Annotated in this window: 25 protein-coding genes; 14 read left to right on the top strand and 11 right to left on the bottom strand. The window is 69.5% G+C overall.

The features are described from left to right. The first annotated feature begins 3 nt into the window (after positions 1-3). The 3 genes from ACTIMO_RS07870 to ACTIMO_RS07860 all read left to right on the top strand — a co-directional run bounded on the left by ACTIMO_RS07870 (position 4) and on the right by ACTIMO_RS07860 (position 3,932). Positions 4-1,482, top strand: coding sequence for a class II fumarate hydratase (locus ACTIMO_RS07870; protein WP_448182041.1), 1,479 nt, complete (start codon positions 4-6; stop codon positions 1,480-1,482). A 102-nt stretch (positions 1,483-1,584) separates the two neighbouring features. Continuing rightward, positions 1,585-2,235: a TetR family transcriptional regulator gene (locus tag ACTIMO_RS07865; RefSeq protein WP_448182040.1), complete on the top strand. Its 651-nt coding sequence runs from the start codon at positions 1,585-1,587 to the stop codon at positions 2,233-2,235. Beyond that, positions 2,232-3,932, top strand: a complete 1,701-nt coding sequence (locus ACTIMO_RS07860) for an MDR family MFS transporter (RefSeq protein ID WP_448182039.1) — start codon at positions 2,232-2,234, stop codon at positions 3,930-3,932. Before ACTIMO_RS07865 ends, ACTIMO_RS07860 begins: the two co-directional genes overlap by 4 nt. Before the next feature lie 34 nt (positions 3,933-3,966). Here ACTIMO_RS07860 and ACTIMO_RS07855 read toward each other — a convergent pair whose 3' ends face one another. The 4 genes from ACTIMO_RS07855 to ACTIMO_RS07840 form a co-directional block, all read right to left on the bottom strand. Continuing rightward, positions 3,967-4,437 carry an NUDIX hydrolase gene (locus ACTIMO_RS07855; RefSeq protein WP_448182038.1) on the bottom strand — a complete coding sequence of 157 codons (471 nt, stop codon included), beginning with the start codon at positions 4,435-4,437 and terminating at the stop codon, positions 3,967-3,969. 5 nt (positions 4,438-4,442) lie between these two features. Then, positions 4,443-4,949 (bottom strand): prepilin peptidase, encoded by a 507-nt coding sequence (locus tag ACTIMO_RS07850; protein WP_448182037.1) that lies wholly within the window; start codon positions 4,947-4,949, stop codon positions 4,443-4,445. Between the two features lie 78 nt (positions 4,950-5,027). Next, positions 5,028-6,347 (bottom strand): PhoH family protein, encoded by a 1,320-nt coding sequence (locus ACTIMO_RS07845; RefSeq protein ID WP_448182106.1) that lies wholly within the window; start codon positions 6,345-6,347, stop codon positions 5,028-5,030. Between the two features lie 290 nt (positions 6,348-6,637). Then, positions 6,638-7,405, bottom strand: a complete 768-nt coding sequence (locus ACTIMO_RS07840) for an isoprenyl transferase (protein ID WP_055770156.1) — start codon at positions 7,403-7,405, stop codon at positions 6,638-6,640. A 193-nt stretch (positions 7,406-7,598) separates the two neighbouring features. On the opposite strand from ACTIMO_RS07840, the gene trhA reads away from it, so the two are divergent. Beyond that, a complete protein-coding gene (trhA, locus tag ACTIMO_RS07835; RefSeq protein WP_082471416.1) occupies positions 7,599-8,351 on the top strand; it encodes a PAQR family membrane homeostasis protein TrhA in 753 nt (250 codons plus the stop codon). Positions 8,352-8,357: 6 nt separating this feature from the next. Here the strand turns inward: trhA and ACTIMO_RS07830 are convergent, their stop codons facing one another. Next, the gene (locus ACTIMO_RS07830; RefSeq protein ID WP_448182036.1) at positions 8,358-8,747 is read right to left on the bottom strand and encodes a hypothetical protein; all 390 of its coding nucleotides are present in this window, start codon (positions 8,745-8,747) and stop codon (positions 8,358-8,360) included. A gap of 80 nt (positions 8,748-8,827) precedes the next feature. Further along, positions 8,828-9,751, bottom strand: coding sequence for a mycothiol conjugate amidase Mca (gene mca, locus ACTIMO_RS07825; RefSeq protein ID WP_448182035.1), 924 nt, complete (start codon positions 9,749-9,751; stop codon positions 8,828-8,830). A gap of 72 nt (positions 9,752-9,823) precedes the next feature. Between mca and ACTIMO_RS07820 the strand changes: the two genes are divergently transcribed. Together ACTIMO_RS07820 and greA are read left to right on the top strand one after the other, a co-directional pair. Then, a complete protein-coding gene (locus ACTIMO_RS07820) occupies positions 9,824-10,258 on the top strand; it encodes a DUF4307 domain-containing protein (RefSeq protein ID WP_235498739.1) in 435 nt (144 codons plus the stop codon). Positions 10,259-10,460: 202 nt separating this feature from the next. After that, positions 10,461-10,949 carry a transcription elongation factor GreA gene (gene greA, locus ACTIMO_RS07815; protein WP_055770150.1) on the top strand — a complete coding sequence of 163 codons (489 nt, stop codon included), beginning with the start codon at positions 10,461-10,463 and terminating at the stop codon, positions 10,947-10,949. 10 nt (positions 10,950-10,959) lie between these two features. On the opposite strand, the gene ACTIMO_RS07810 is transcribed toward greA, so the two are convergent. From ACTIMO_RS07810 to ACTIMO_RS07795, 4 genes are read right to left on the bottom strand one after another with little or no spacing between them, the layout of a single operon-like run. After that, positions 10,960-11,559, bottom strand: a complete 600-nt coding sequence (locus ACTIMO_RS07810) for a rhomboid family intramembrane serine protease (RefSeq protein WP_448182034.1) — start codon at positions 11,557-11,559, stop codon at positions 10,960-10,962. A gap of 11 nt (positions 11,560-11,570) precedes the next feature. Further along, the gene (gene ilvA, locus ACTIMO_RS07805) at positions 11,571-12,911 is read right to left on the bottom strand and encodes a threonine ammonia-lyase (RefSeq protein ID WP_448182033.1); all 1,341 of its coding nucleotides are present in this window, start codon (positions 12,909-12,911) and stop codon (positions 11,571-11,573) included. Beyond that, positions 12,908-14,230 carry an AI-2E family transporter gene (locus ACTIMO_RS07800; protein WP_448182032.1) on the bottom strand — a complete coding sequence of 441 codons (1,323 nt, stop codon included), beginning with the start codon at positions 14,228-14,230 and terminating at the stop codon, positions 12,908-12,910. Before ACTIMO_RS07800 ends, ilvA begins: the two co-directional genes overlap by 4 nt. Before the next feature lie 35 nt (positions 14,231-14,265). Next, positions 14,266-15,252: an aldose 1-epimerase family protein gene (locus ACTIMO_RS07795; protein WP_448182031.1), complete on the bottom strand. Its 987-nt coding sequence runs from the start codon at positions 15,250-15,252 to the stop codon at positions 14,266-14,268. 133 nt (positions 15,253-15,385) lie between these two features. Here ACTIMO_RS07795 and ACTIMO_RS07790 point away from each other — a divergent pair, with 133 nt between their 5' ends. From ACTIMO_RS07790 to galK, 3 genes are read left to right on the top strand one after another with little or no spacing between them, the layout of a single operon-like run. Beyond that, complete coding sequence (locus ACTIMO_RS07790; protein ID WP_448182030.1) at positions 15,386-16,186, top strand: DeoR/GlpR family DNA-binding transcription regulator; 801 nt, start codon at positions 15,386-15,388, stop codon at positions 16,184-16,186. After that, a complete protein-coding gene (gene galT, locus ACTIMO_RS07785; RefSeq protein ID WP_448182029.1) occupies positions 16,183-17,346 on the top strand; it encodes a galactose-1-phosphate uridylyltransferase in 1,164 nt (387 codons plus the stop codon). Before ACTIMO_RS07790 ends, galT begins: the two co-directional genes overlap by 4 nt. Beyond that, positions 17,343-18,500, top strand: coding sequence for a galactokinase (galK, locus tag ACTIMO_RS07780; protein ID WP_448182028.1), 1,158 nt, complete (start codon positions 17,343-17,345; stop codon positions 18,498-18,500). Before galT ends, galK begins: the two co-directional genes overlap by 4 nt. Positions 18,501-18,623: 123 nt before the next feature. Here the strand turns inward: galK and ACTIMO_RS07775 are convergent, their stop codons facing one another. Next, entirely contained in the window at positions 18,624-19,472 is an 849-nt protein-coding gene (locus ACTIMO_RS07775; RefSeq protein WP_422391484.1) for a Bax inhibitor-1/YccA family protein, read from the bottom strand. Between the two features lie 344 nt (positions 19,473-19,816). Here ACTIMO_RS07775 and ACTIMO_RS07770 point away from each other — a divergent pair, with 344 nt between their 5' ends. The 5 genes from ACTIMO_RS07770 (at position 19,817) to ACTIMO_RS07750 (ending at position 24,892) form a co-directional block, all read left to right on the top strand. Continuing rightward, entirely contained in the window at positions 19,817-21,121 is a 1,305-nt protein-coding gene (locus tag ACTIMO_RS07770) for a branched-chain amino acid ABC transporter permease (RefSeq protein ID WP_082471469.1), read from the top strand. 9 nt (positions 21,122-21,130) lie between these two features. Further along, the gene (locus ACTIMO_RS07765) at positions 21,131-22,111 is read left to right on the top strand and encodes a branched-chain amino acid ABC transporter permease (RefSeq protein ID WP_055770127.1); all 981 of its coding nucleotides are present in this window, start codon (positions 21,131-21,133) and stop codon (positions 22,109-22,111) included. A gap of 119 nt (positions 22,112-22,230) precedes the next feature. Further along, a complete protein-coding gene (locus ACTIMO_RS07760) occupies positions 22,231-23,217 on the top strand; it encodes an ABC transporter ATP-binding protein (RefSeq protein WP_082471468.1) in 987 nt (328 codons plus the stop codon). Next, positions 23,214-23,960, top strand: coding sequence for an ABC transporter ATP-binding protein (locus ACTIMO_RS07755; RefSeq protein ID WP_055770124.1), 747 nt, complete (start codon positions 23,214-23,216; stop codon positions 23,958-23,960). Before ACTIMO_RS07760 ends, ACTIMO_RS07755 begins: the two co-directional genes overlap by 4 nt. Positions 23,961-24,181: 221 nt before the next feature. Next, complete coding sequence (locus tag ACTIMO_RS07750; protein WP_448182027.1) at positions 24,182-24,892, top strand: hypothetical protein; 711 nt, start codon at positions 24,182-24,184, stop codon at positions 24,890-24,892. Positions 24,893-24,956 lie beyond the last annotated feature (64 nt).

Below are 24,956 nucleotides of genomic sequence, written 5' to 3'. Positions count from 1 at the left end.
GGCATGACTCCAACGCCTGCAGCCAGTCCTGATCCCAGCTCCCCGACCGGCGCGACGCCGGGTACGGAGGATGCCGCGGAGTACCGCATCGAGCACGACACCATGGGTGAGGTGCGCGTCCCGGTCAATGCCCTCTACCGCGCCCAGACGCAGCGCGCCGTCGAGAACTTCCCCATCTCCGGCACCACCCTGGAGCGTGCGCACATCGAGGCGCTGGCCCGTATCAAGAAGGCCGCCGCCACGGCCAACGCCGAGCTCGGTGTGCTCGACGAGGAGCGCGCCAGGGCCATCGAGGCTGCCGCCGAGGACGTGGCCTCGGGCAGGTACGACGGCGACTTCCCGGTGGACATCTACCAGACCGGCTCCGGCACGTCCTCGAACATGAACGCCAACGAGGTCATCGCGACGCTCGCGACCCGCGCGCTCGAGGCCGCGGGCAGCACGACGACGGTCCACCCGAACGACCACGTCAACGCGTCCCAGTCCTCCAACGACGTCTTCCCCACCTCGGTCCACGTGGCCGCCACCTCCGCACTCGTCAAGGACCTGGTCCCGGCGCTCACGCATCTCGCCGAGGCGCTCGAGCGGAAGGCCGCCGAGTTCAGCACCGTCGTGAAGTCCGGCCGGACCCACCTCATGGACGCCACCCCGGTGACGCTCGGGCAGGAGTTCGGCGGCTACGCCGCGCAGGTCCGCTACGGGATAGAGCGCATCCACGCCTCGCTCGCGCGCGTGGCCGAGGTGCCGCTCGGCGGGACAGCCGTCGGCACGGGCATCAACACCCCCGCAGGCTTCTCGGCCCGCGTGATCGACCTGCTCGCCGAGGACACCGGTCTCCCCCTGACCGAGGCCCGCGACCACTTCGAGGCCCAGGCGAACCGCGACTCCCTCGTCGAGATCTCGGGGATGCTGCGGACGATCGCGGTCTCACTGACCAAGATCCACAACGATCTCCGCTGGCTCGGCTCCGGTCCGAATACCGGTCTCGGCGAGATCGCCCTCCCCGACCTGCAGCCCGGTTCCTCGATCATGCCGGGCAAGGTCAATCCGGTCATCGCCGAAGCGGTCATCATGGTCTGCGCCCAGGTGGTCGGGAACGACGCCACCGTCGCGTGGTCGGGTACCAACGGCGCCTTCGAGCTCAACGTGGGCATCCCCGTGATCGCCCGCAACGTCCTCGAGTCGATCCGCCTGCTCAGCAACTCCACGCGGGTCTCCGCCGACCGCATGATCGACGGCATCACCGCGAACGTCGAGCGGGCCCGATTCCTCGCCGAGGCGTCGCCGTCGATCGTGACGCCGCTGAACAAGTACATCGGCTACGAGAATGCAGCGAAGATCGCCAAGAAGGCCGTGGCCGAGGGCCTGACCGTCCGCGAGGCGGTCATCGCCCTCGGCTTCGTCGAGCGGGGCGAGCTCACGGAGGAGCAGCTCGACTCCGCCCTCGACGTGCTCTCGATGACCCGCCCGCCCCAGGGCTGACCCCGGAGCTTCCATCGAAGGGGTGCGCCGCTGCTGCGGTGCACCCCTTCCCTGTCCCGCAATGATTTGCACCTTGAACTACATAGTGCAAATATGTACTCCATGCCTGACAGTGCAACAACTACGGAACCGGGACTGCGTGAACGCAAGCGCCTCCAGACCCGGTCCGCCCTGGTCTCGGAGGCCAGGGCGCTGACGCTCGAGGGCGGGCTCACGGGATTCACCGTCGACCAGTTGTGCGAGCGGGTGGGTATCTCGCGCCGCACGTTCTTCAACTACTTCCCCGCCAAGGAGGACGCCGTCCTCGGTCATTCCGAGGACGGCCGGCCGGAGGAGGCACTCCTCGAATCCTTCCTGGCGTCGGGCGGCGCCGAACCGCCCGTGCCGTTGCTGGAGGCCCTGACGCTCCTCTTCTCGGACTTCGGGGACAGGATGGCCATCTCCCGCGAGGAGTACCGCACCCTGTCCGCCGTCCTGCAGCGCGAACCGCAACTCCTCGCGAGGATGTTCGCCCGGGCCGAGGCCAAGGCCCAGCTCCTGACCGATGTCATCGTCGAGCGGGAGGGCCTGCCCGCGGACCATCCGATGCCCCGCGTGGCCACCTTCGTCCTCGGCGGGCTCGCCCGCCGGTCCCTCGACGAGTTCTTCGCCGAGGGCAACACCCACACCTACGCGACGGTGTTCCGCCGGAACATCGATGCGTTGCGCCATCTCTTCCCCCTCCAACCGATCGAGAACCAGGACCCCGCATGAGTACGACGACGGCGCCGGACGGCCCCCTCCTCCTGACGCAGAAGCGCATCTGGATCATCTTCTCGGCGCTCATCGCCGGAATGCTGCTCTCCAGCCTCGACCAGACCATCGTCTCCACCGCCATGCCGACCATCGTCGGCCAGCTCGGTGGCGTGGAACACCAGGTGTGGATCACCACGGCGTATCTCCTCGCCACCACGATCGTGATGCCCATCTACGGCAAGTTCGGCGACATCCTCGGTCGCCGGAACCTCTTCCTCTTCGCCATCGCGCTGTTCACGGTCGCCTCCATCGCGTGCGCCTTCGCCACCGATTTCTGGGCCTTCGTGATCTTCCGCGCCATCCAGGGCCTCGGCGGCGGCGGACTGATGATCCTCTCTCAGGCGATCATCGCGGACATCGTCCCGGCCAACGAGCGCGGCAAGTACATGGGCCCCCTCGGCGGCATCTTCGGCCTCAGCGCCATCGCCGGCCCCCTGCTCGGCGGGTACTTCGTGGACCACCTCACGTGGAACTGGGCCTTCTACATCAACATCCCCGTGGGGATCGCGGCCTTCGCGATCGCCTGGTTCACGCTGCGCCTGCCGTCGAAGAAGGCCACCAAGCGCATCGACGTCGCCGGCGTCGTCCTGCTGTCCCTCGCCACCACGTGCCTCATCTTCTTCACCGACTTCGGCGGCGACGCCGCCGAGGGCTGGACGTCGCCGCTCACCTGGACCTTCGGTGCCGGCCTGGTCATCGCCGTCGTGGCCTTCGTGCTGGTGGAGCGCCGCGCCGAGGACCCGATCATCCCGCTGGAACTCTTCCGGAACCGCACCTTCGTGACCAGCACGGGCATCGGCCTGACGCTCGGTCTCGGGATGTTCGCCGCCCTCGCGTTCATGCCCACCTTCCTGCAGATGGCGTCCGGCACCTCGGCCGCCGTCTCGGGGCTGCTCCTCGTGCCGATGATCGTGGGCCTCATGGGCACGTCCATCTACTCGGGCATCGCCATCTCGCGCTCCGGGCGGTACCGGAGGTACCCCATCATCGGCGTCTCCGTGACCCTTGCCACGCTGCTCTGGATGTCCACGCTGACCGCGAGCACACCGATCTGGATCATCTGCACCATGCTGTTCTTCTTCGGCGCCGGACTCGGCCTGATCATGCAGGTGATCGTCCTCGTCGTGCAGAACTCGGTGGCACCCACCATGGTGGGTGTCGCGACCAGCACGAACAACTACTTCCGCGAGGTCGGCGCGTCCCTCGGCGTCGCCGTCTTCGGCGCGATCTTCACCAGCAGGCTGTCCGAGCGCCTGAACGGGACGTTCTCAGCGTTCGGCGCGAGCCCGGAGGCGGCCGGCCAGGCGACGTCGACCCTCGATCCCGCGGCCCTGAACGCCCTGCCCGACCAGGTGCGGAACGCGGTGGTCAGCGACTACGCGGAGTCCCTGGCGCCGGTGTTCCTCTACCTCGTGCCGTTCCTCGTGATCGCCCTGGTCCTGGCGCTCCTGCTGCGGGAGATCCCGCTGTCCGCGACCTCGGGCATGGTGGCCCGCGGCGAGGCCATCGGCGGCGAGGAGGCCGTCCGGCTCGAGCGTGAGCGACTGGCGGGGGTGGCGGCGTCGAGAACCACCGCACCGCACGGGCCGGACGTACCGGATGCTCCTGCCCCGCTCACGGACCCGGCGGGCCCGCCCCACCGCTCGGACCCCTGACACGCATGAGGCGGCGCCGCCCGGCGCCGCCTCATCAGGACACGAACCGGGTTCGGCCGTCGAAGTCCCCGGCGCCCAGGACGAGGGCCCTGTGCCTCGGATTGAGGTCCGGCAGGTCGTCGAGGTGGAACCACTGCACGTCGAGTGACTCATCGTCGTTGACGCGCGCCTCCCCGCCGATCGCTCGGCACCGGAAGTCGAGGTTCAGGAAGGTGCAGACGTCCCCGTTCGGGAACGTGATGGGCCCGACGACGCCGGTGTCCAGCAGGTGCTCCACCTCCACGAGGACCCCCGTCTCCTCCTCGACCTCGCGGCGCAGGGCGACGGCGGGTTCCTCCCCCGGATCCACCATGCCCGTGATGATGGTCCACGCCCGGTTGTCGGCGCGCTGGCCGAGGAGGACCCGGCCGTCGCCGTCGAACACCACGCCGCCCACGCCGGGGAGCCAGAGCGGATCATGGCCGATCTTGCTGCGGAGGGCGAGGACGAAGTCTGGAGTGGGCACGGCTGTCAGGGTAGTACAGCCAGCGCGAGCGCCGCACCCGCGACGAGGAACGGACCGAAGGCCACCGTGGAGCGCAGCGTGGCCCTCCGGGTGACCACGAGGACAAGGCTCCACGCGCCCCCGAGGAGGAGCGCGAGGAACGGACCCCACCACACCGCGGCCCAGCCCGCAAAACCCAGGTAGAGACCGAGCAGCCCGGCCAGCTTGACGTCGCCGAAGCCCAGTCCCTGCCGGTACAGCAGGTGCAGCGCCCCGAAGGCCAGCCAGAGCACGGCCGCCCCGCCGAGCATGCCGAGCACCCGGTGCCACTCACCCGCGCTCCCACCGGCCGCTGAGAGCAGGAGGGCCGCCGCGGGGTAGGACGGCAGGACGATGCCGTTCGGGAGCCGGTGCGTGCGGCCGTCGATCACGCTCAGGCGCACGCCGACGACCACGAAGGCGGTGAGCGCCGCGACCAGCAGCCCGAAGGCGACGGGCGCGTCCCCCGGATACGCGGCGAGTGCGGTGATCACGCCCCCACGCTACGGGACCCCAGACGGCGTCGCCCCCTGCCCGCACCCTTGTGGACAGGAGGCCCGCCCCGCCACCATCTAGATCTCGGCGCCCTCGAGGAGTTCCGTCACGAGGGCCGCGATCGGCGAGCGCTCGGATCGCGTCAGGGTGACATGGCCGAAGAGCGGGTGCCCCTTGAGCGTCTCCACGACGGCGGCGATGCCGTCGTGCCGGCCGACGCGCAGGTTGTCCCGCTGGGCGACGTCGTGCGTCAGGACGATTTTGGAGTTCTGCCCGATGCGGCTCATGACGGTGAGCAGCACGTTCTTCTCGAGTGACTGCGCCTCGTCGACGATCACGAAGGAGTCGTGCAGGCTGCGTCCGCGGATGTGCGTGAGCGGCAGCACCTCCAGCATCCCGCGGTCCATGACCTCCTCGACGACCTCCTGGGACACGAGGGCCCCGAGCGTGTCGAAGACCGCCTGCGCCCAGGGGTTCATCTTCTCGTTCTCGCTCCCGGGCAGGTGACCGAGTTCCTGGCCGCCCACGGCGTAGAGCGGCCGGAAGACCACCACCTTGCGGTGTTCCCGACGCTCCAGGACCGCTTCGAGGCCTGCACACAGGGCCAGGGCGGACTTTCCGGTTCCCGCGCGGCCACCCAGGGAGACGATCCCCACGTCCGGATCCATGAGCAGGTCGATCGCCAGGCGCTGTTCCGCGGACCGTCCGTGCAGTCCGAAGACGTCGCGGTCGCCGCGGACCAGCCGGATCTGCTTGTCCGCACCCACGCGCCCCAGGGCGGAGCCGCGCGGTGAGAGCATGATGACACCTGTGTTGACCGGCTGCTCGGCGCCGGCCGGCACGAAGACGGCCTCGTGGTCGTACAGGGCATTGACCTCCTCGACGGTCGCGTCGAGCTCGGCGACGCCGGTCCAGCCGGAGTCCTTCACGAACTCGTTGCGGTACTCGTCGGCCTGCAGACCCATCGCGGACGCCTTGACCCGCATCGGCAGATCCTTGGAGATGACGGTGACGGCCCTTCCCTCCACGGACAGGTTCTTTGCCACGGCGAGGATCCGGGCATCGTTGTCCCCGCTGCGGAACCCCACGGGCAGGACCTCCGCCGAGACATGGTTCAGCTCGACACGCAGCGTGCCGCCCTCGTCGCCGAGGGGCACGTCCCGGTCGAGACCGCCGTTCGCGACGCGCAGATCGTCGAGCAGGCGCAGCGCCTTCCGCGCGAAGTACCCCAGCTCCGGATCGTGCCGCTTGCCCTCGAGCTCACTGATGACGACGACGGGCAGGATCACCTCGTGCTCGGCGAACCGCAGGACCGCGCGGGGATCCGAGAGCAGGACAGAAGTGTCGATGACGTAGCTCCGGCGTGAGGTGGAAGCGGAGCCGGTGTCATGCGCCATGTGCGCGGCGGTACCGGTGGTGGGGTCCTGCTGGGAGGTGATCGGTGTGGCCACGTGGACTCCGCTCCGGGGTGGGCACACCCCGAATTCGTAGGGTTGGGGTGGTGCGTTCCGGCCGGGAGGCCGGACGCGGCCTCCCCGACTCGTACGAGATGCCTGTCAGCATCGTCGGCGTCATCAGCGGCCTTCCGTCGACGGTTCTGGGCTGCCGTCGATGGCTCGACCCTACGCCGTCGAGCCGCGTGACACAGGTCCTGTCCAGCGTGTCGGAGGTCAAGACCCGGTGAACACTAGGATCCGAAGCGGCGCTGCCGGCGACCGAAATCCCGCAGGGCCCGGAGGAAGTCGACGCGCCGGAAATCCGGCCACAGCGCCTCGCAGAAGTAGAACTCGCTGTAGGCGCTCTGCCACATCAGGAATCCGGACAGGCGCTGCTCGCCCGACGTCCGGATCACGAGGTCCGGATCCTGCTGGCCGCGCGTGTAGAGGAAGGAGGAGATGTGCTGGTCGGTCAGTTCCTCGGCCAGGGTCTCGAGCGAGGCCCCCTTGCCCGCGGCATCGCGCATGAGTTCCTTGACGGCATCCACGATCTCACGACGCCCCCCGTAGCCGACGGCGACGTTCACGTGCAGGCCGTCGATGGTCGCGGTGGAGGCCGCCAGGCTCACGAGCTTCGCGCCGAGGTCCTCGGGCAGGAGGTCGAGCGCTCCCACGGGCTGCACACGGACACGATTGCTCTCGCCGAGGCGGTCCAGCGTGTTGGCGATGATGTCCAGGAGCTGGTCGATCTCCTCCTGGGGGCGGCCCATGTTGTCCGTGGACAGCATGTAGAGCGTCACCACGTCGACTCCGAGTTCCTCGCACCAGCCGAGGAACTCGTGGATCTTGTCCGCCCCGGCCTGGTGCCCGTGACTGGTCGGAGCCCCCGCGAGCTTGGCCCAGCGCCGGTTGCCGTCCACCATGACGCCGATGTGGTGCGGGATCCGCTCGGGAGCGAGGTTCCGCTGGAGCCTGCGCTCGTAGAAGCTGTAGCCGACCTCGGGGAAGTTCCACGTCACGCCCGGCTGCCCTCCCCTGGTCCCGCTCCGGTCCGGCCGGAGGCTGCACATCCCGCAGGACGAATCCGCCCCGCGCACCTGTCCCTACCGTACCGGCAGTTGGCTGACAAAGGGCTGCACTCCTGCCGAGCGTGGGGGCCGCGGGCAGGGCTACCGCCGGGTGGCATCAGGCGCGGTGGGCTAGAATCCGGGGATGACCCCGCGCCCTCCGGTCCCTGCCCCAGGCCCCTCGGAACCCGTCGATGCGCGTCCCTCGACCCTGCAGGACACCGTCGCCTCGGTGACCGGTCCGCTCGCCGATGCCCTGGCGACCAAGCCGCTGTGGCGGGGCTGGATCCACGCCGTCGCCACTCCGCTGGCGATCGCCGCCGGGATCGTGCTGATCACCCTCGCACCGACGCCAGGGCTGAAGGTGGCATCCGGCATCTACGCCCTGACGGGCATCCTGCTCTTCGGCGTGAGCGCTGTCTACCACCGCGGCAACTGGAGCCCCGGGGTGAGGGTGGTCCTCAAGCGACTGGACCACACGAACATCATGCTGGTCATCGCCGGGTCCTACACGCCGCTCGCGTGGGCGCTGCTGGAACGCGGCAAGGCCGAGATGCTGCTGTGGATCATCTGGAGCGGGGCGATCGCCGGGGTCCTCTTCAGGAATCTGTGGGTGGACGCACCCCGCTGGCTGTACGTGCCGATCTACGTGGCACTGGGGCTCGGCTCGGTCTTCTACATGCCGGACTTCTTCGCCGCCGACCTCGCGGCCGGGATCCTGATCTGCGTGGGCGGTGCCCTCTACATCGCGGGAGCGGTGTTCTACGGCATCAAGCGACCCAACTTCTCGTTGCGGGTCTTCGGATTCCACGAGCTGTTCCACGCCTTCACCGTCGCAGCCTTCGCGGCGCACTTCATCGCGATCATGCGCGCCGTCCTGCAGCCGGTCGGGGGCTGACCGCCACTACCCCTGGCGGTCGGGGCCGTGCTTCCCGCCGGGCATCGGCCGGTCCGGCCCGTCCCGGCGCTCAGAGGATCCGCCGGCAGGTCCCGCAGCTCCACCGGCGGGCCCGTCGCCAGGTCCGTCGGTGGTCGACGACGCACCCGGCTCTGCAGGACGATCACCGGTGCGTCCGGTGCGCTCCGCGCGCGCCTGCTCCACCTCTGCGGCATAGCGCACGCGGCGGATGCGCTTGACCATGTCCCGGATCAGGAAGATCACCAGCACCACGATGAACAGGGTCGCGAGGAAGCCGAGGGTACCCGGGGTCACCGACGCGGGGTCGAGCCCCGGCCGCAGGGTCGGGTCGCCCGAGGGCGTGGTCGTCGCGGCCAGGCGGAGATCAAGGAACACAGGTACCACTTTCGGAGCTCGCAGCGGGCCGGGGTGATCCGCCGCCTGCAATTCTATGCTCGATAGAAATTCTGCGGGGCCTAGGAACCGGCGGTGATGCCGGTGAAGAAGTCGTCCTCGGGCAGCTGCGTCTCCACCCTCGAGGTGATCAGCGAATAGTCCTCCCAGGGCCACACCTTCTGCTGCATCTCGACCGACACGGCGAAGAAGAAGCCCTCAGGATCCACCTGCGTGCGATGGGCCAGCAGGGCCCGCTCCCGGTGACCGAAGTAGTCGCCGCAGTCGATCTGCGTGGTGGTGGGGTGGACGGGGACGGGGGGCTGGTGGCCCTCGGCGTCGGCCTCGAGCCACTGCGCCAGGCGTTCCGCGTACGGCGACTGCAGCCCGGCCTCCTCCAGCGCGAAGTGCAGCGCTCGGAAACGCTCGGGGTTGAAGGCGCGGTCGTAGTACAGCTTGGACGTGCCCCACGCCTCACCGGTCCCCGGATAGCGGGCGGGATCCGCCGCGGCCTCGAACGCCTCCACGGCGACACGGTGCGCCATGATGTGGTCGGGGTGCGGGTACCCGCCGTTCTCGTCGTAGCTGATGATCACGTGCGGGCGGAACTCGCGGACCAGCTTCACCAGAGGCGCCGCGGCACGCTCGAGGGGCTGGAGGGCGAAGCACCCGAACGGCAGGTCCGGCAGCGGATCCCCCTCGGGCAGGCCTGAGTCCGTGAATCCCAGCCAGCGCTGCCGGATGCCGAGCTCCGCGGCGGCGTTCGCCATCTCGACCCGTCGCAGCCCGGGCAGATCCCGCTTACCGCGCGGATCGTCGTTCATGGCGGCGTTCAGGATGTCTCCCCGCTCGCCACCCGTGCAGGTGGCCACCATGACCTCCGCACCTGCTGCGACATAGCCGGCCATGGTGGCCGCACCCTTGCTCGATTCGTCGTCGGGGTGGGCATGGACCGCGAGGAGGCGGAAGCCCTCGCGGGACACACGGGATTGATCGTGGCTTGGCAACACGTGCTCCTGGCTCTGCGAGTGGGACGGCGACCGGATCGGGACGCCATCGGTGGGCGGTAAAATGGAGGGGTGAGCTCCTCCTATGCGCCACCACCAAGAGTAGCCAATCGCTACGGCACCCCAAAGCCGAGGAAACCCCTCGGCCGCGTGCGGACGCTGGTCGTCGCCGTGCTCCTCGCCGCCGTGGCGGCCGTCGCCGCCGTCGCCCTGACGACGGGTAGCCCCGAGGTGTCCTCCAAGGATGTGGGGTTCGCCCTGATCGGCGACGGACGGGCCAGCGTGGACTTCGAGGTCACCAAGGACCGCGCGGCCACGGCCCAGTGCGCGGTGCAGGTCCTCAGTGAGAACTATGCGGTGGTCGGCTGGACGGTCGTGACCATCGGACCGAACAGCGCGGACGACGGCGCCAACGGCGGCGGCACCACGGCGCACCGGACGGACGTGCGGACGGATTCGCCGGGCGTCTCCGGTGGCGTCAACGCCTGCTGGGTCGTCGAGGACTGAGCTAGAGACCGGCACTTCTTGGGTTCTGGCCCGCCCCGCTCTAGAATGAACGGATACGTATCGCCCCGCTTCACCGGCGTACCGGGCAACCGGTCCCACGAGGCGGGGTGTTTGCTTGCCGGGCGGTGACCCCGTGTCACCGCCGGCGGAGCGACCATGAGCCACGCCGCACCAGGCGGAGGCCGTACCTAAGGAGTTATCCGTGTCCACGAACAGCGCCGCCGCCTGGCTCACGCAGGAGTCCTACGACCGGCTCAAGGCCGAACTCGAACACCTGTCCGGTCCCGGGCGCACCGAGATCGTGGCCCGCATCGAGCAGGCCCGCTCCGAGGGCGATCTCAAGGAGAACGGCGGATACCACGCCGCCAAGGAGGAGCAGGGCAAGTCCGAGGCCCGGATCCGCCAGCTCACGCAACTCCTCAACGACGCGCACGTCGGCGAGGCGCCTGCCGACGACGGCATCGTGGAGCCCGGCATGATGGTCTCCGCCAAGATCGCGGGCGACGTCGAGAACTTCCTGCTCGGAAGCCGCGAGGTCGCAGGCGACACCGATATCGACGTGTACAGCGAGAAGTCCCCGCTGGGTGCCGCGATCCAGGGCACCAAGGCCGGCGACACCGTCACCTACGCCGCGCCGAACGGTAAGCAGATCACCGTCGAGATCATCTCCGCGACCCCGTACGCCGGCTGATCCCCGCGCGCTACCGGTCCGACGCGAAGCGGTCCGCCCCCACCGGGGCGGGCCGCTTCCGTTTGAGCAGGAAGGCCGCGATCACCCCGCCGACGGCCCCGGACAGGTGCGCCTGCCACGAGATGTTCGAGCCGACGGTCGGCAGGACGCCCCACAGGATTGACCCGTAGGCGATGAAGAGGACGACGGCGAGCAGGAGCTGCCTCCAGTCCCGGTTGTAGAAGCCGCGCGTGATCAGGTAGGTGAACAGGCCGAAGACGACGCCGGACGCACCGATGGTCAGTCCCCCGCCGAACACCCACGTGCCGAGGCCCGAGACGAGCCAGCTGATCCCGACCGCGACCACGAAACGCCGCGCGCCCTCGAGGAAGGCCAGGAAGCCGAGCACCACGAGCGGGAAGGAATTGCTCGCGAGGTGCTCCACGCCGCCGTGCAGCAACGGGCCGAAGACGACGCCGTCGAGTCCGTCCACCTCGCGTGGTCCGATCCCGAGCGTCCGCACGAGACGGTTGCCGAGCAGGAGATTCAGGAAGAACACGGCCCACATGACGCCGACGAGTCCGAGGACGGTGATCAGGCCCGTGCGGGCGCGACGCGCGAGGAGTGTCATGGTGCCGTCGATCAGCCCTGGATGACCACCGGCTGGAAGCCTTCGGCGCGCAGGTTGCTGAGGACCTGCTCGCAGTGCTCGTCGCCCTTGGTCTCCATGTTGATGGTGATGGCGACGTCGCCCATGCTGATCGACCCGCCCACGCGCGTGTGGTCCACGCCGGTCACGTTCGCATCCGATTCGGCGATGATGCGCGAGATGGTGGCCAGGGATCCCGGCCGGTCGTCGAGCAGCATGCGCACCACGAGGAAGCGTCCCGCCGCCGCGAGTCCGCGCTGGATGACCTTGAGCATCAGCATCGGGTCGATGTTGCCGCCCGAGAGTACGACGACGGTGTTCCCCGGATCGGCTCCGTCCTCGGTCAGCTTGCCGTCGAGCAGGGCCGCCACGCCGACGGCACCGGCCGGCTCGACGACCATCTTGGAGCGTTCCAGCAGGAAGATCAGGGCGCGGGCCAGGGAGTCCTCGCTGACGGTGACGACGTCGTCGACGAGTTCGCGGATGATCGAGAACGGCAGCTGGCCCGGCCGGCCGACGGCGATGCCGTCGGCGATCGTGGAGACCTTGGTGAGCGGGACGAGCGCGTCCGCCGCGAGGGACGGCGGATACGCCGCCGCGTTCTCCGCCTGGACACCGATGATGCGGATCTCGCGGCCCAGTTCCTTCGCCCGCGCCTTGACGGCCACGGCGACGCCGGCCAGCAGTCCGCCGCCGCCGACACCCATGAGGATCGTGTCGACGTCGGGCACCTGCTCGAGGATCTCGAGTCCGATGGTGCCCTGACCCGCCACGACGTCGACATTGTCGAACGGGTGCACGAACACGGCGCCGGTGGAGTCCGCGTACCTCTTCGCCTCGGCAAGCGCCTCGTCCACCGTGTGGCCGTGCAGGATCACCTCCGCGCCGTGCCCGCGGGTCGCCGCCAGCTTCGGCAGGGCGACGCCGAGCGGCATGTAGATCCGTGCGGAGATGCCCAGGCGGGCGGCGGCCACCGCCACGCCCTGGGCGTGGTTACCGGCCGAGGCGGCGACCACGCCGCGGGCTCGCTCGGCCTCTGTCAGCTTCGCCATCCGGTTGTAGGCGCCGCGGACCTTGAAGGATCCGGCGCGCTGCAGGTTCTCGCACTTGAAGGACACCGTGGACCCGGTCAGCCGTCCGAGCGCGCGTGACTGCTCGATGGGTGTGCGCGCGATGACGCCGTCGAGCGTGCGGTGGGCCGCCTCGACGTCGGCGAGCGTGACCGAGAGGGCAGGGACGGCGGCGTCGGGGTGGGTGCGGACGGCGCTGCCGGCGTGGGTGGGGTCGGGCGAACCCGGGGTGCTCGTGCGGAGGGCGACGGTCTGGTCGGTCACGGTGCGGTCTCTTCCTGGAGGAGGGGCGCCTCGGAGGCGCGGGGATCCGGGGTGCTGGCCGGCGCTGCGGGGCTCTCGTGCCCCGCCGTCGCCGGCTCCCTAATCCCGGATCCACCGGTGTACGGTCCGCCCTCCACCGTCACGACCGGATCGTACTCCCAGGCCCGGTGCGCGATGTAGCGGACGGACGTGTTGAGCACCGCGAGGACCGGCACGGAGAACAGCGCACCGGGGATCCCTGCGAGCAGCGTCCCTCCGGCCACCGCGAGGACGACGGCGAGCGGGTGGAGCGCGACGGCGGGTCCCATGATGAGGGGCTGCAGGATGTGGCCCTCCACCTGCTGCACGAGCAGCACGATGGCCAGCATGATCAGCGCGTTCACCCAGCCGTTCGCCACCAGCGCGAGCAGGACGGCGACGGATCCCGTGGCGAGCGCGCCGACGATCGGGATGAAGGAGCCGAGGAAGACCAGCACCCCGAGCGGCAGGGCGAGCGGGACACCGATGATGGCTGCGCCGACCCCGATCCCGACGGCGTCGACGGCCGCGACGAGCATCTGCACGCGGACGTAGCTCGCCATCGACGTCCAACCGCGGCGGCCCGCGCCGTCCACGGCTGCGCGGGCCCTCGAGGGCGCGAGCCCGACGACGAACCGCCAGATACGACCGCCGTCGAGCAGGAAGAAGATCAGGGCGAACACCGTGAGCAGGGTCCCCGCCGCAACGTGCCCCGCGGTCGTGCCGAAGGACAGGGCGCCGCTGAGGATCGAGGCACTGTTGTTCTGCACGGCACCGCCGAGGTCCTGGAGGTACTGGTCGATCTGCGACGTGGTGAGCCGGAGCGGACCCTGGGCCAGGCTGTCGAGCGTCTGCTGGAGACCTTCCCGCGCCTGGCTCCACAGGCTGGCGAACCCGACGGCGAGCTGCTGGCCGACGAGCAGCAGCGCACCGGTGATCACACCGAAGAAGGTGACCAGTGTCGCGCCGACGGCCAGTCCGTTCGGCAGCCGACGCCGCAGGATGTTCGTCAGCGGCATCAGGAGTGCCGCGACCAGACCCGCGATCATGAGGGGTATGACGAGCAGGGAGACCTGGCTCAGCAGGAAGATGAGCACTCCTGCCACGAGGATCACGAGCCCGAGGCGCCAGGACCAGGAGGCGGCGACGCGGAGGGCGAAGGGGACGTCGCTCCGGTCCTCGACACGCCGGGGACGCAGCCCGGTGGGAGGCTGCGGCAGGGGCTCGGGCAGTGCCGCAGCGCCGCGGCTCACAGCACGCTGGAGCACGCGCTGTGGTTTCGCTCCGGGGAGGCGCTGCATGGGGCCAATCCTTCCATAGAAGGCCGGCCCCTCCCCTATTCGAGACCTGGCAGTATGCCCCATGAAGCGGCGAAGGAGGCACCCGGCTGCAGCCACCGGAGACCCTCGCCCGAGTTGAGCGCATCGGCCGGTGCCGTCATGGGCTCGATCGCCACGGCCGTGTCCACGCCCGGGTAGCTGGTGCTGATGTACACGTGGGCGTAGGCGAAGGCGGCCTCGGCCCAGAGGGTGACGCTGCGGCCGTCGGGAGCCGAGATCACATGCTCATGACGCTCCCGCGTGGGTGCGAGGTCGGTGAAGGCGGTGTCGAAGCGGATGTCGCCGATGCGCTGCCCCTGCCGCAGGTCGTACTGGCCGGCGACGGCGACCTTGCCCGTGGGGATGGATCGCTCGTCGGTCTCGAACCGGCTGTCCGCGCGCACCGTCAGCGTCAGGTCCTCGGTGGGTACGCCGGAGATCTTCAGGTAGGGATGCGCTCCGAGTGCGAAGGGAGCGGGGGTGGCCGAGAGGTTGCTCAGGTGCTGGGTCACGGTCAGCTGCTCCTCCGTCAGCTCGTAGGTGGCGCGGTGCATCAGGTGGAACGGATACCCGTGCTGCGGGAAGATCTCCGCTTCGAGCACGGCCCTCGACGGCCCGACGTCCACTGCCCGGTAGCCGGTGTTGCGGAGCAGCCCATGGCTCGCGTTGCCCTTCGAGGGCTCCGTGATGTCGAGCCGCTGCTCCTTCCCGTCCAGCATCCAGCGCCCGCCCGCCACGCGGTTCGGCCAGGGCGCGAGGAGGATCCCGCCGCCTCCGGCCGGGATGTCGGCATCGCCCCAGGTCTCCGTCAGCGCGACGCCGTCGTACTCGTAGGAGCGCAGGGCTGCCGCCAGGCTCGCGACGACGGCGGTGGCGGGTCCCGACCGCAGGGTGACATTGATGCCGCTGGCGGGTCGGGGCGCGTGCGGGGACTGCCCGGTCGACGGGTCGGAGACGGCAGCGGAGGTGACGGCGGAGGTGGCATCGGGGGCCGGCGTGGTCATGCAGCGATGCTACTGCGCCCACCGATCCCGAGCGCCCGGCTCTGGTGGTGGCGTCACGCGTCATGATAGGTTTTGTTCGTTTCCGTGCGGACTCGTTCGGATGATCGGGAGAAAAAGGACGGGAGGAACAGTCGTGCTCGCAGCGGAACGCCACGCCATGATCCTCGACCGGTTGGTCCGGAGTCCTGCGGTCCGCGTCAGCGGCCTGGCCCTCGACCTCGGCGTGTCGGAGATGACCGTCCGGCGGGACATCGACGTCCTCGAGGCGCGGGGCGCTCTCGTCCGGGTCCACGGCGGAGCCGTCCGCCCGGGGAGCCTGAGTTCCGTGGAGGCGGGCTTCGACGTCAACAGGACCCGTGGCGGGGAGGCGAAGCAGCGGATCGCCGAGGCGGCCGTGTCCCTGCTGAGCCCGGGCATGACGGTCTCGATCACGGGCGGCAGTACCACCTACGCCCTCGCACCCCTCCTGGCCCGGGTGCCAGGCCTGACCGTCATCACCAATTCGCTGCCGCTCGCGGACGAACTGCACCGGCTCGACGCCGGAACGCCGGGCGGGGACCGGCCTCAGGTCCTGCTCTCGGGTGGCCAGCTGACGCCGTCGAAGGCGCTCGTCGGTCCGCTCGCCACGCGCGCCATCTCCTCCCTGCGGGCGGACCTCTGCTTCATGGGGGCGCACGGGGTGGACGCGTCCTCAGGCATCACCACCCCCAACCTCGCCGAGGCGGACACGAACCAGGCGTTCGCGCGGACCTGCGGAGAACTCGTGGTCCTCGCCGACGCCAGCAAGATCGGAGTCGTGAGCCTCGCGCGCGTGGCTCCGCTGAACGCCGCCGCGGTGCTCGTCACCGACCATCCGCCCGGTGACGACTACACCGCCCTGACCCGCATCCTCTTCGACCCCGTCCCCGACCCCGATCCGGAAGAACGCCCATGACCCACATCACCCCCACCCGCCTGTCCGACGGGCGCGAGCTGATCTACTTCGATGCGCGGGAGGAGAGCACCGCGCGGCACCGCGACGCCGCCGCCGTCCACGATGCCCGCGGACTCCCGCCGAGAGGCCCGTCCGGCACCGCCCGGTTCGACGCACTGTCCGGCGAGTGGATCGCCGTCGCCGCGCACCGGCAGTCGCGCACGCATCTGCCCCCCGCTGATCAGTGCCCCCTGTGCCCGACGACGCCCGCGAACCTGTCCGAGATCCCCGCCTCCGACTACGAGGTGGTGGTATTCGAGAACCGGTTCTCCTCCTTCGGCCCCGACCTCGGCCACCTGCCGGACGCACCGGAATGGGGTACGACGACGACGGCCTTCGGCCGGTGCGAGGTCGTCGCGTTCGATCAGGCCCACGAGGGGTCCTTCGGGTCGCTGAGTCCCGAGCGGGCCAGGACCGTCATCGACGCCTGGGCCCACCGGACGGAGGCCCTGTCCGCGATGCCGGGCATCAAGCACGTCTTCTGCTTCGAGAACCGCGGCGCCGACATCGGTGTGACCCTGCTCCACCCGCACGGCCAGATCTACGCCTACCCGTTCATCCCGCCGCGTGCGGCGACACTCGCCGCCCGGGCGCACGCGTTCTTCGAGGCTTCCGACGGGACGCAGACCCTGATGGGTCATGCCCTCGCGGCCGAGCGGGCATCCGGTGACCGCATGGTGATCGAGGGAGAGCACTTCAGCGCCTTCGTGCCGTTCGCGGCCCGCTGGCCCCTCGAGGTGCACCTGGTCCCCCATCGCCAGGTCGCGGACATCGCCGGCCTCACCGGCGAGGAGCGCGACGAGCTCACCACCGTCTACCTCGAACTGCTCGGCCGGCTCGACGCCCTCTACCCCACTCCTACGCCGTACATCGCCGCCTGGCAGCAGGCACCGATCGATGACCTGCTCCGCCCCGCGAGCTACCTGCACCTGCAGCTGACCTCGCCGCGCAGGGCTGCCGACAAGCTCAAGTTCCTCGCCGGCTCGGAGGCGGCGATGGGCGCCTTCATCAACGACACGACCCCCGAGAAGGTCGCCGACGCGCTCCGCGCAGCCACGCCGCTCACGCCGGTTCAGGTATCGGCACCACGCTCTGCACCAGCCCGGAAGGACCAGGCATGACCTCCACACCGCACGACCTCGCAGCTGCCTTCACCGATCGGTTCGGCACGGAGCCCGACGGCCTGTGGGCCGCCCCCGGCCGCGTCAACGTCATCGGCGAGCACACCGACTACAACGACGGCTTCGTCCTCCCCTTCGCCATCAACCACTCGACGACCGTCGCCGCGGCACTGCGCACCGACCGCCTGGTCCGCGTCGCCTCGACCTTTGCGCCGGACGAGGCGCCCGTGACCGCGGACCTCGACACCCTCGAGGAAGGCGGCGTGGACGGCTGGGCCGCCTACCCGCTCGGCGTCCTGTGGGCGATGGAGCAGTCGGGCTACCGGATCCAGGGCATGGACCTCCTGGTGGACTCGTCGGTGCCGGTGGGCGCCGGACTGTCCTCCTCGGCCGCCCTCGAGTGCTCCGTGGCCGTCGCCGCCAATGACCTCGCACAGGCCGGCATCTCCCGGCGGGAACTCGCGGGCATCGGGCAGCTCGCCGAGAACCGCATGGTGGGGGCGCCGACCGGCATCATGGACCAGTCCGCATCGCTGCTCGGCGAGGCGGGGCATGCCGTGTTCCTCGATTGCCGTTCCGGCGAATCCCGGCTCGTGCCGCTCGACCTCGAGGGCGCCGGACTGGAGCTCGTGGTCATCGACACCCGGGTCAGCCACTCGCACTCGACGGGTGGCTATGCGGCCCGCCGCCGCTCCTGCGAACTCGGCGCCGAGCTGATGGGAGTCCCTGCGCTCCGGGACCTGTCCGTCAAGGACCTCGCGGAGGCCGCGGGGCTGCTGGACGAGGAGACGTTCCGGCGCGTCCGGCACATCGTGACGGAGAACGCCCGGGTCGAGGACACCGTGAGGGTGCTCAGGGAGAAGGGACCCGCGGAGATCGGCCCGCTCCTCGTGGCGAGCCATGCATCGATGCGGGACGACTTCGAGATCTCCTGCGCCGAACTCGACACCGCCGTGGACACCGCGCTCGACGCGGGAGCCATCGGGGCGCGCATGACGGGTGGCGGCTTCGGCGGTGCGGCGATCGCGCTGGCGCGGGTCGGTGACGTCACCGCCATCCGGGACGCCGTCGAAGGTGCGTTCTCCGCCGCCGGATTCCGGTCCCCGGTGATCTTCAGCGTGCTTCCCGGCGCCGGCGCCGCGCGGGTGGCCTGAGCAGAGCAGACCCGGTCGGATCCCGGCCGGGAACGACGAAGGACCCGCACCCTCCGGTTGCGGGTCCTTCGTCGTAGGAGTGCGCTCCGGCCCCGGATCTGCCCGGAGCCAGGTGCGTGAGCCTCAGTCGCTGCCGCGGAGGATCGCGAGGACGCGGAGGATCTCGACGTACAGCCAGATCAGCGTGACGGTCAGGCCGAAAGCAGCGGTCCAGGAGTACTTCATCGGCGCGCCCTGACGGACGCCCTCACTGATCGAGGTGAAATCGATGATCAGGGAGAATGCAGCCAGACCGATGGCCAGGAGACCGATGATCACACCGACCGGGATCCCCGCGATCTCGGCGCCGCGAAGGCCCCAGGGATCGTCGGTGACGTTGAACAGCATCAGCCCGAGGTTCACGAGCGAGAACAGCGCGTAGCTGATCATCGCGATCATGAAGAACTTCATCGCCTTCGGGGTCGCACGGACCTTGCCGCTCTTGAACAGCGCGAGGGTCACGCCGAAGACCACGAGCGTGCCGAGCACGGCCTGCATCGCGATCCCGGGGAACTGGGCCTCGAGGAACATCGTGAAGCCACCGACGAAGAGACCCTCGAGGGCCGCGTACGCGATGATCAGCGCGGGAGACGGCTCCCGCTTGAAGGCGTTGACGAGCCCGAGGACGAATCCACCGAGGGCTCCGACCACCATGAGGGGGAGCGCGAGCCCGGGCAGGACGAACGCTGGGATCGCCGCACCGACCAGGACGACGCCGAGGCAGAGCAGGGTCTTCACGATGACGTCGTCGAACGTCATCCGTCCGGTCTGGGCCGGACCCGCCGACGGCTGGTTGTACATGTGCTCCAGCTGCTGCTGGTTCGCGACCGCCTGCCCGGCATAGGTCGCGGTGCCGAATCCTGCCGCCTGGTTGCCTCGGGTCGCGGAACGGAAGGTCTTTCCGTTGAAGACCGGATTACCGCCAAGTGCCATGGTGTCTTTGTCCTCCAATAGGGGGCTGCGTGGTTGTTCAACCCTACCAATGGCAACGGTCCGGCCCATTTTTTGTTCCCTCGACGACCGGCACGCCTTCCCGTCGAGCTGCGGAATTACAACAGGAAGGCTCCTTGGTAAAACTTTCGTTACCGAATCGCTACCTTGTCCCGGTACTTTTGCGAATTGTCGAAACATGCCGCTAGTAACATGATCCCCACGTCCGTGACACTCGTCACAACTGTTGCTCCCGGTGCACAGCCGCCGGGTCTGCCCCCACCGTGGAGGTTCCCATCTTGTTCACCCTATCGACGCCTGCACGGATCAGGAGGTCGTTGCTCCTGATGCTCGGTCTCCTGTTGCTCGTGCTGGTCGGCGCCCCCGCGGCGCAGGCGTTCACCCACCCGCCCGCGCACGCGATGAGCGCCACGGCAGTCCATCAGCAGACCCCTACGAGCGTCCAGGCCCAGGAATTCGACAATCGCATCAGCGGGGTGCTGCGCGGCGTCGACGGCCCCATCGCGGACGTCACCGTGACGGCGACCGGCAACGGCTTCGACGGCGAGGCCACGTCCGGTCCCAACGGTGCCTGGAGCATCGGCGTACCCGAGCAGGGGACGTACGAGGTGGCGATCGACGAGGAGACCCTGCCCGAGGGCATCGCCCTGGCGGAGGGCCAGGAGAACCCGCGTGAGGTCACCTTCGCCAACACCTCGAGCGCCTCGACGCTGTTCCTGTTCGGCGAGGGCATCGTCGCGCAGCAGACGCCGTTCCTCGAGACGCTGGCCGAGCGTGCCCTCGCGGGCTTCAGCTTCGGTCTCCTCCTCGCACTCAGCGCCGTCGGCCTCTCCCTCATCTTCGGCACCACGGGACTGACCAACTTCGCGCACGGCGAGATGGTCACCCTCGGTGCGGTCCTCGCCTTCGCCTTCGCGGCGATGGGGCTGCCGATCGCGGTGTCGATCGTCCTCGCGGTCGTCGGAGGAGGCCTTCTCGGCTACGTGCAGGATGCAGGGCTCTGGAAGCCGTTGCGCCGGCGCGGGACGGGCCTGGTGCCGATGATGATCGTCAGCATCGGCCTCGCCCTGGCCCTGCGGTACATCATCCAGTTCTTCTTCGGCGGTGCGACGCAGCAGCTGCCGGGTTCGCAGAGCCCGATCATCGACCTCGGCTCGGTGTCCATCTCCCGCAACAACCTCACGTCGCTGGTCGTCAGCCTCGTGATCATCCTGGTCGTGGCGTTCCTGCTGCTGCGTACGCGCATCGGCAAGGCCACGCGCGCCGTCGCCGACAACCCGGCCCTGGCCGCGGCATCGGGTATCGACGTCGACCGCGTCATCAGGATCGTCTGGGTCATCGGCGGCATGCTGGCTGCGCTCGGTGGCGTCCTGTGGGCCTACTACCGGCCGGGTGTCTCCTACAACATGGGCCAGCAGATCCTGCTGCTCATCTTCGCCGGCGTCACGCTCGGCGGCCTGGGGACGGTCTTCGGCGCCCTCGTCGGCTCCATCATCGTCGGCCTCTTCGTGGAGATCTCCACGATCTGGCTCGAGGCAGACCTCAAGTACGTCGGAGCGCTGCTGATCTTGATTCTCGTTCTCCTGTTCCGGCCGCAGGGTATCCTCGGCCGCCGAGAGCGCATAGGTTAGGGACTCTTCATGGACTTCGGAAACATCCTCATCAACGCCTTCGGCGAGCTGATCAGCCCGACGACGGCGGCCTACGCCCTTGCGGCCCTCGGACTCGCCGTCCACTTCGGCTACTCGGGCCTCCTGAACTTCGGGCAGGCCGGGTTCATGGCCGTCGGAGCCTACGGCTATGCGATCTCGACGCTGACGTTCAACGCGCCGCTCCCGGTGGCGGTCCTGGTGGCGATCCTCGCCTCGGTCGTCTTCGCGATCGTCCTCGGCATCCCGACCCTGCGCCTCAGGGCGGACTACCTGGCCATCGTCACGATCGCCGCGGCGGAGATCATCCGCTACATCGTCACCACCAACGGGCTCACGGACGTGACCGGTTCCGCGAACGGACTCGCGGCCTTCGAGGGCGGCTTCTTCTCCCTCAACCCGTTCTCCCCGGGCACCTACAACGTCGGCCCCCTGGCCATGAACGAGCGCGATCTCTGGATCCGCATCGTCGGCTGGACCGTCGTCATCGTCGCGTGCCTCGTCGTGTGGCTCCTCATGCGGAGCCCCTGGGGTCGTGTCCTCAAGGGCATCCGCGAGGACGAGAACGCGGTCCGCTCGCTCGGCAAGAACGTGTACGCCTACAAGATGCAGGCCCTCGTCATCGGCGGTGTGCTCGGGTCGCTGGCCGGCATCATCTTCACCCTGCCGCGCGGCGCGGTGCAGCCGGCCAACTACGCCACGGAGCTGACGTTCTTCCTCTACACCTGCCTCCTCCTCGGCGGCATGGCCACCGTCCTCGGGCCGGTCATCGGAGCGATGATCTTCTGGGTGGTCCTCTCCCTCACGCAGGGGCTGCTGTATGGCGCCATCGAGATCGGCGCCATCACGTTCCTGTCCAACTCGCAGGCGGGTCAGCTGCGCTACATCCTCGTGGGTGTGGCACTGATGCTGCTCATGGTCTTCAGGCCGCAGGGCGTCCTGGGTAACAAGAAGGAGTTGGCGTTCGCATGACCTCCGACAACGAGCACGGCAATCCCGCACCGGGCGGACCCTCCGCCGGTGGCACCCAGCCCGCCGGCGCGCACGCCGCCGACGCCCCTGTGGACGCCGTCGGTGGCGGCCACGACTACATGACCGACGCCTCGCCGATCACCGAGGAGGAGACCCGTCCGGGCTGCCGCAAGCGGGATCCCATCGTCATCGCACGGAACGTCACGCGGAGCTTCGGCGGGATCAACGCGGTCGACGTCGAGCACCTCGAGATCCCCCGCCACAAGATCACCGCACTCATCGGTCCGAACGGCGCCGGCAAGACCACGCTGTTCAACCTGTTGACCGGCTTCGACGTCCCCAACAGTGGGGACTGGGAGTTCGACGGCAAGCCGCTGGCCAAGGTCGCCTCGCACAAGGTGGCCCGCATGGGCATGGTGCGCACCTTCCAGCTCACCAAGGTCATGGGCAAGCTCACCGTCATGGAGAACATGCGGCTCGGCGCCACGGACCAGCCGGGCGAGAGCCTGGCCCGGGCGCTCTTCAAGGGCATCTGGGGTGGACGTGAGCGCGAGATCACCGAGCAGGCGGAGGTCCTGCTGACCAAGTTCAAGCTCGACACCAAGCGCGACGACTACGCGGCCTCGCTCTCCGGCGGCCAGCGCAAGCTCCTCGAGATGGCACGGGCCCTGATGGTCCGGCCGCGGCTCGTGATGCTCGACGAGCCGATGGCCGGCGTCAACCCGGCACTGACGCAGTCGCTGCTGGACCACATCAAGAACCTGAAGGCCGAGGGCATGACCGTCCTCTTCGTCGAGCACGACATGCACATGGTCCGGCACATCGCGGACTGGGTCGTCGTGATGGCCGAGGGCAAGGTCGTGGCGGAAGGGCCGCCGGACATCGTCATGAAGGACCAGGCGGTGATCGACGCGTACCTGGGCGCCCACCACGACGTCGACCTCGGTGACTCCACCGGGATCGAGCGCCTGGAGGAGGAGCTGGCCCACGACGCCGAGTCGGTGGTCGGCACCGAGGACGAGGGCATCCTCGGGCACGGCGTCACCGAGGTCGGCGGCGCGCACGCCGCCGGACCCACGCACACGGATGAGGAGACGAAGCGATGACCGAGGCAGAATTCGAGGGCGACTCCGTCGTCAAGGTCACGGACCTCGTCGCCGGCTACCTCCCGGGCGTGAACATCCTCAACGGCTGCAGCATCGAGGCCCGCCGGGGTGAGCTGATCGGCATCATCGGCCCGAACGGCGCGGGGAAGTCCACGCTGCTCAAGGCGATGTTCGGGCTCGTCAAGGTCCACTCCGGCACCGTCGTGGTGCGCGGCCAGGATCTCACCGGGCTGAAGGCGAACCGGCTCGTGAGCCGCGGCGTGGGCTTCGTGCCGCAGAACAACAACGTCTTCGCCACCCTGACCATCGAGGAGAACCTCCAGATGGGCATGTACCAGCGGCCCAAGGACTTCAAGGAGCGCTTCGAGTTCGTCGCCGGGCTGTTCCCCGAGCTGGGCAAGCGGCGAGCCCAGCGCGCCGGGTCGCTCTCCGGCGGCGAGCGCCAGATGGTCGCGATGGGGAGGGCCCTGATGATGGACCCGGCGGTGCTGCTCCTCGACGAACCGTCGGCCGGTCTGTCCCCGGTCAAGCAGGACGAGACCTTCCTCCGCGTGCACGAGATCAACCGCGCGGGCGTGTCGGTGATCATGGTCGAGCAGAATGCCCGGCGGTGCCTGCAGATCTGCGACCGCGCGTACGTCCTGGATCAGGGCAAGGACGCCTACACGGGCACGGGCCGCGAGCTCATGAAGGACCCGAAGGTCATCCAGCTCTACCTCGGCACACTCGCCGACACCGCCTAGGGCGGAGCCGAGGGGTACGGCGACGCCCTGACGGCAGGGAGTCGCCGCCCCGCGGGACGTCCGGCGGGGCGGGCGTCACGGAACCCCGGACGCCCGGTGCTTGCGGACGATGCGGCGGATGGCAAGGATGGGCGGGACCGGAGACGGTCCCGCCCATCGTCGTTCCGGCCCGCTACGTTGAAGGAGACGACAGGCGACACTTCGGGAGGGACGCCCGGCACATGGCACGGATCTTCAGCAGCGCGATCGGCACCGGCTTCGAGGTCCTCTTCAGGGGCATCAAGCAGGTGCGCAGGAATCGCCCCATCCATACGAGGGGGCTCCGGCTCGAGGGGCACGTGATGGTGCATGCACACGGGCTCCGCAGCGGTATCTCCTGGATCGACGCGCCCGGCCGGAGCCCGGCGACGGCCCGGATCTCCCGCTCCGCGGGAACGCCCGACGGGCTACCGGACGTGATCGGGCTCGCCCTGCGGTTGCATCACCCCGAGCCGGGTCCAGCACCGTCCACGTTCTCGGACGTCCTCCTGTCCTCCACGGGGTGGTCCGTCCCGGGCCGCTACCTGCTCCTCCCGCGGCTCAGCGTCTCACGGGCGCCGCTGGGCACGATGATGCCCTATCGGGGCGACGACGGCCCCGTCCTGATCGGCGCCCGTACCGTCGGCCCCGCGGGCCTTCCCTCGTCCCTGCCCGCCTTCCGCCGCTCGCTGGGATCATCGTCCTGGCACCTGGGCCTCTACTTCGCGACACCGCGTGGCCCATGGCAGCACTTCGGAACACTCACGCTGACCCTCGGTCCCGCTGCCGAGGACACGGACCTGCGCTTCGACGCCGTCCTCCACCCGCTCGCGGGTGCCCGGACCTATGGATGGGCCCGGCGGGTGCGGGAGCCCTCCTACGCCCTGTCCAGGCGTGCGCCGGGCGACGCCTGACTGCCCGAGGACATGACAGCGGCCCCGGCCGCTTCACGGAAGCGGCCGGGGCCTCTGTACTGCT

It is taken from the genome of Arthrobacter sp. CP30 (assembly GCF_053470025.1).
Note: the sequence above shows the minus strand (reverse complement) of the source record. Positions and strands in the feature narration are given on the sequence as shown.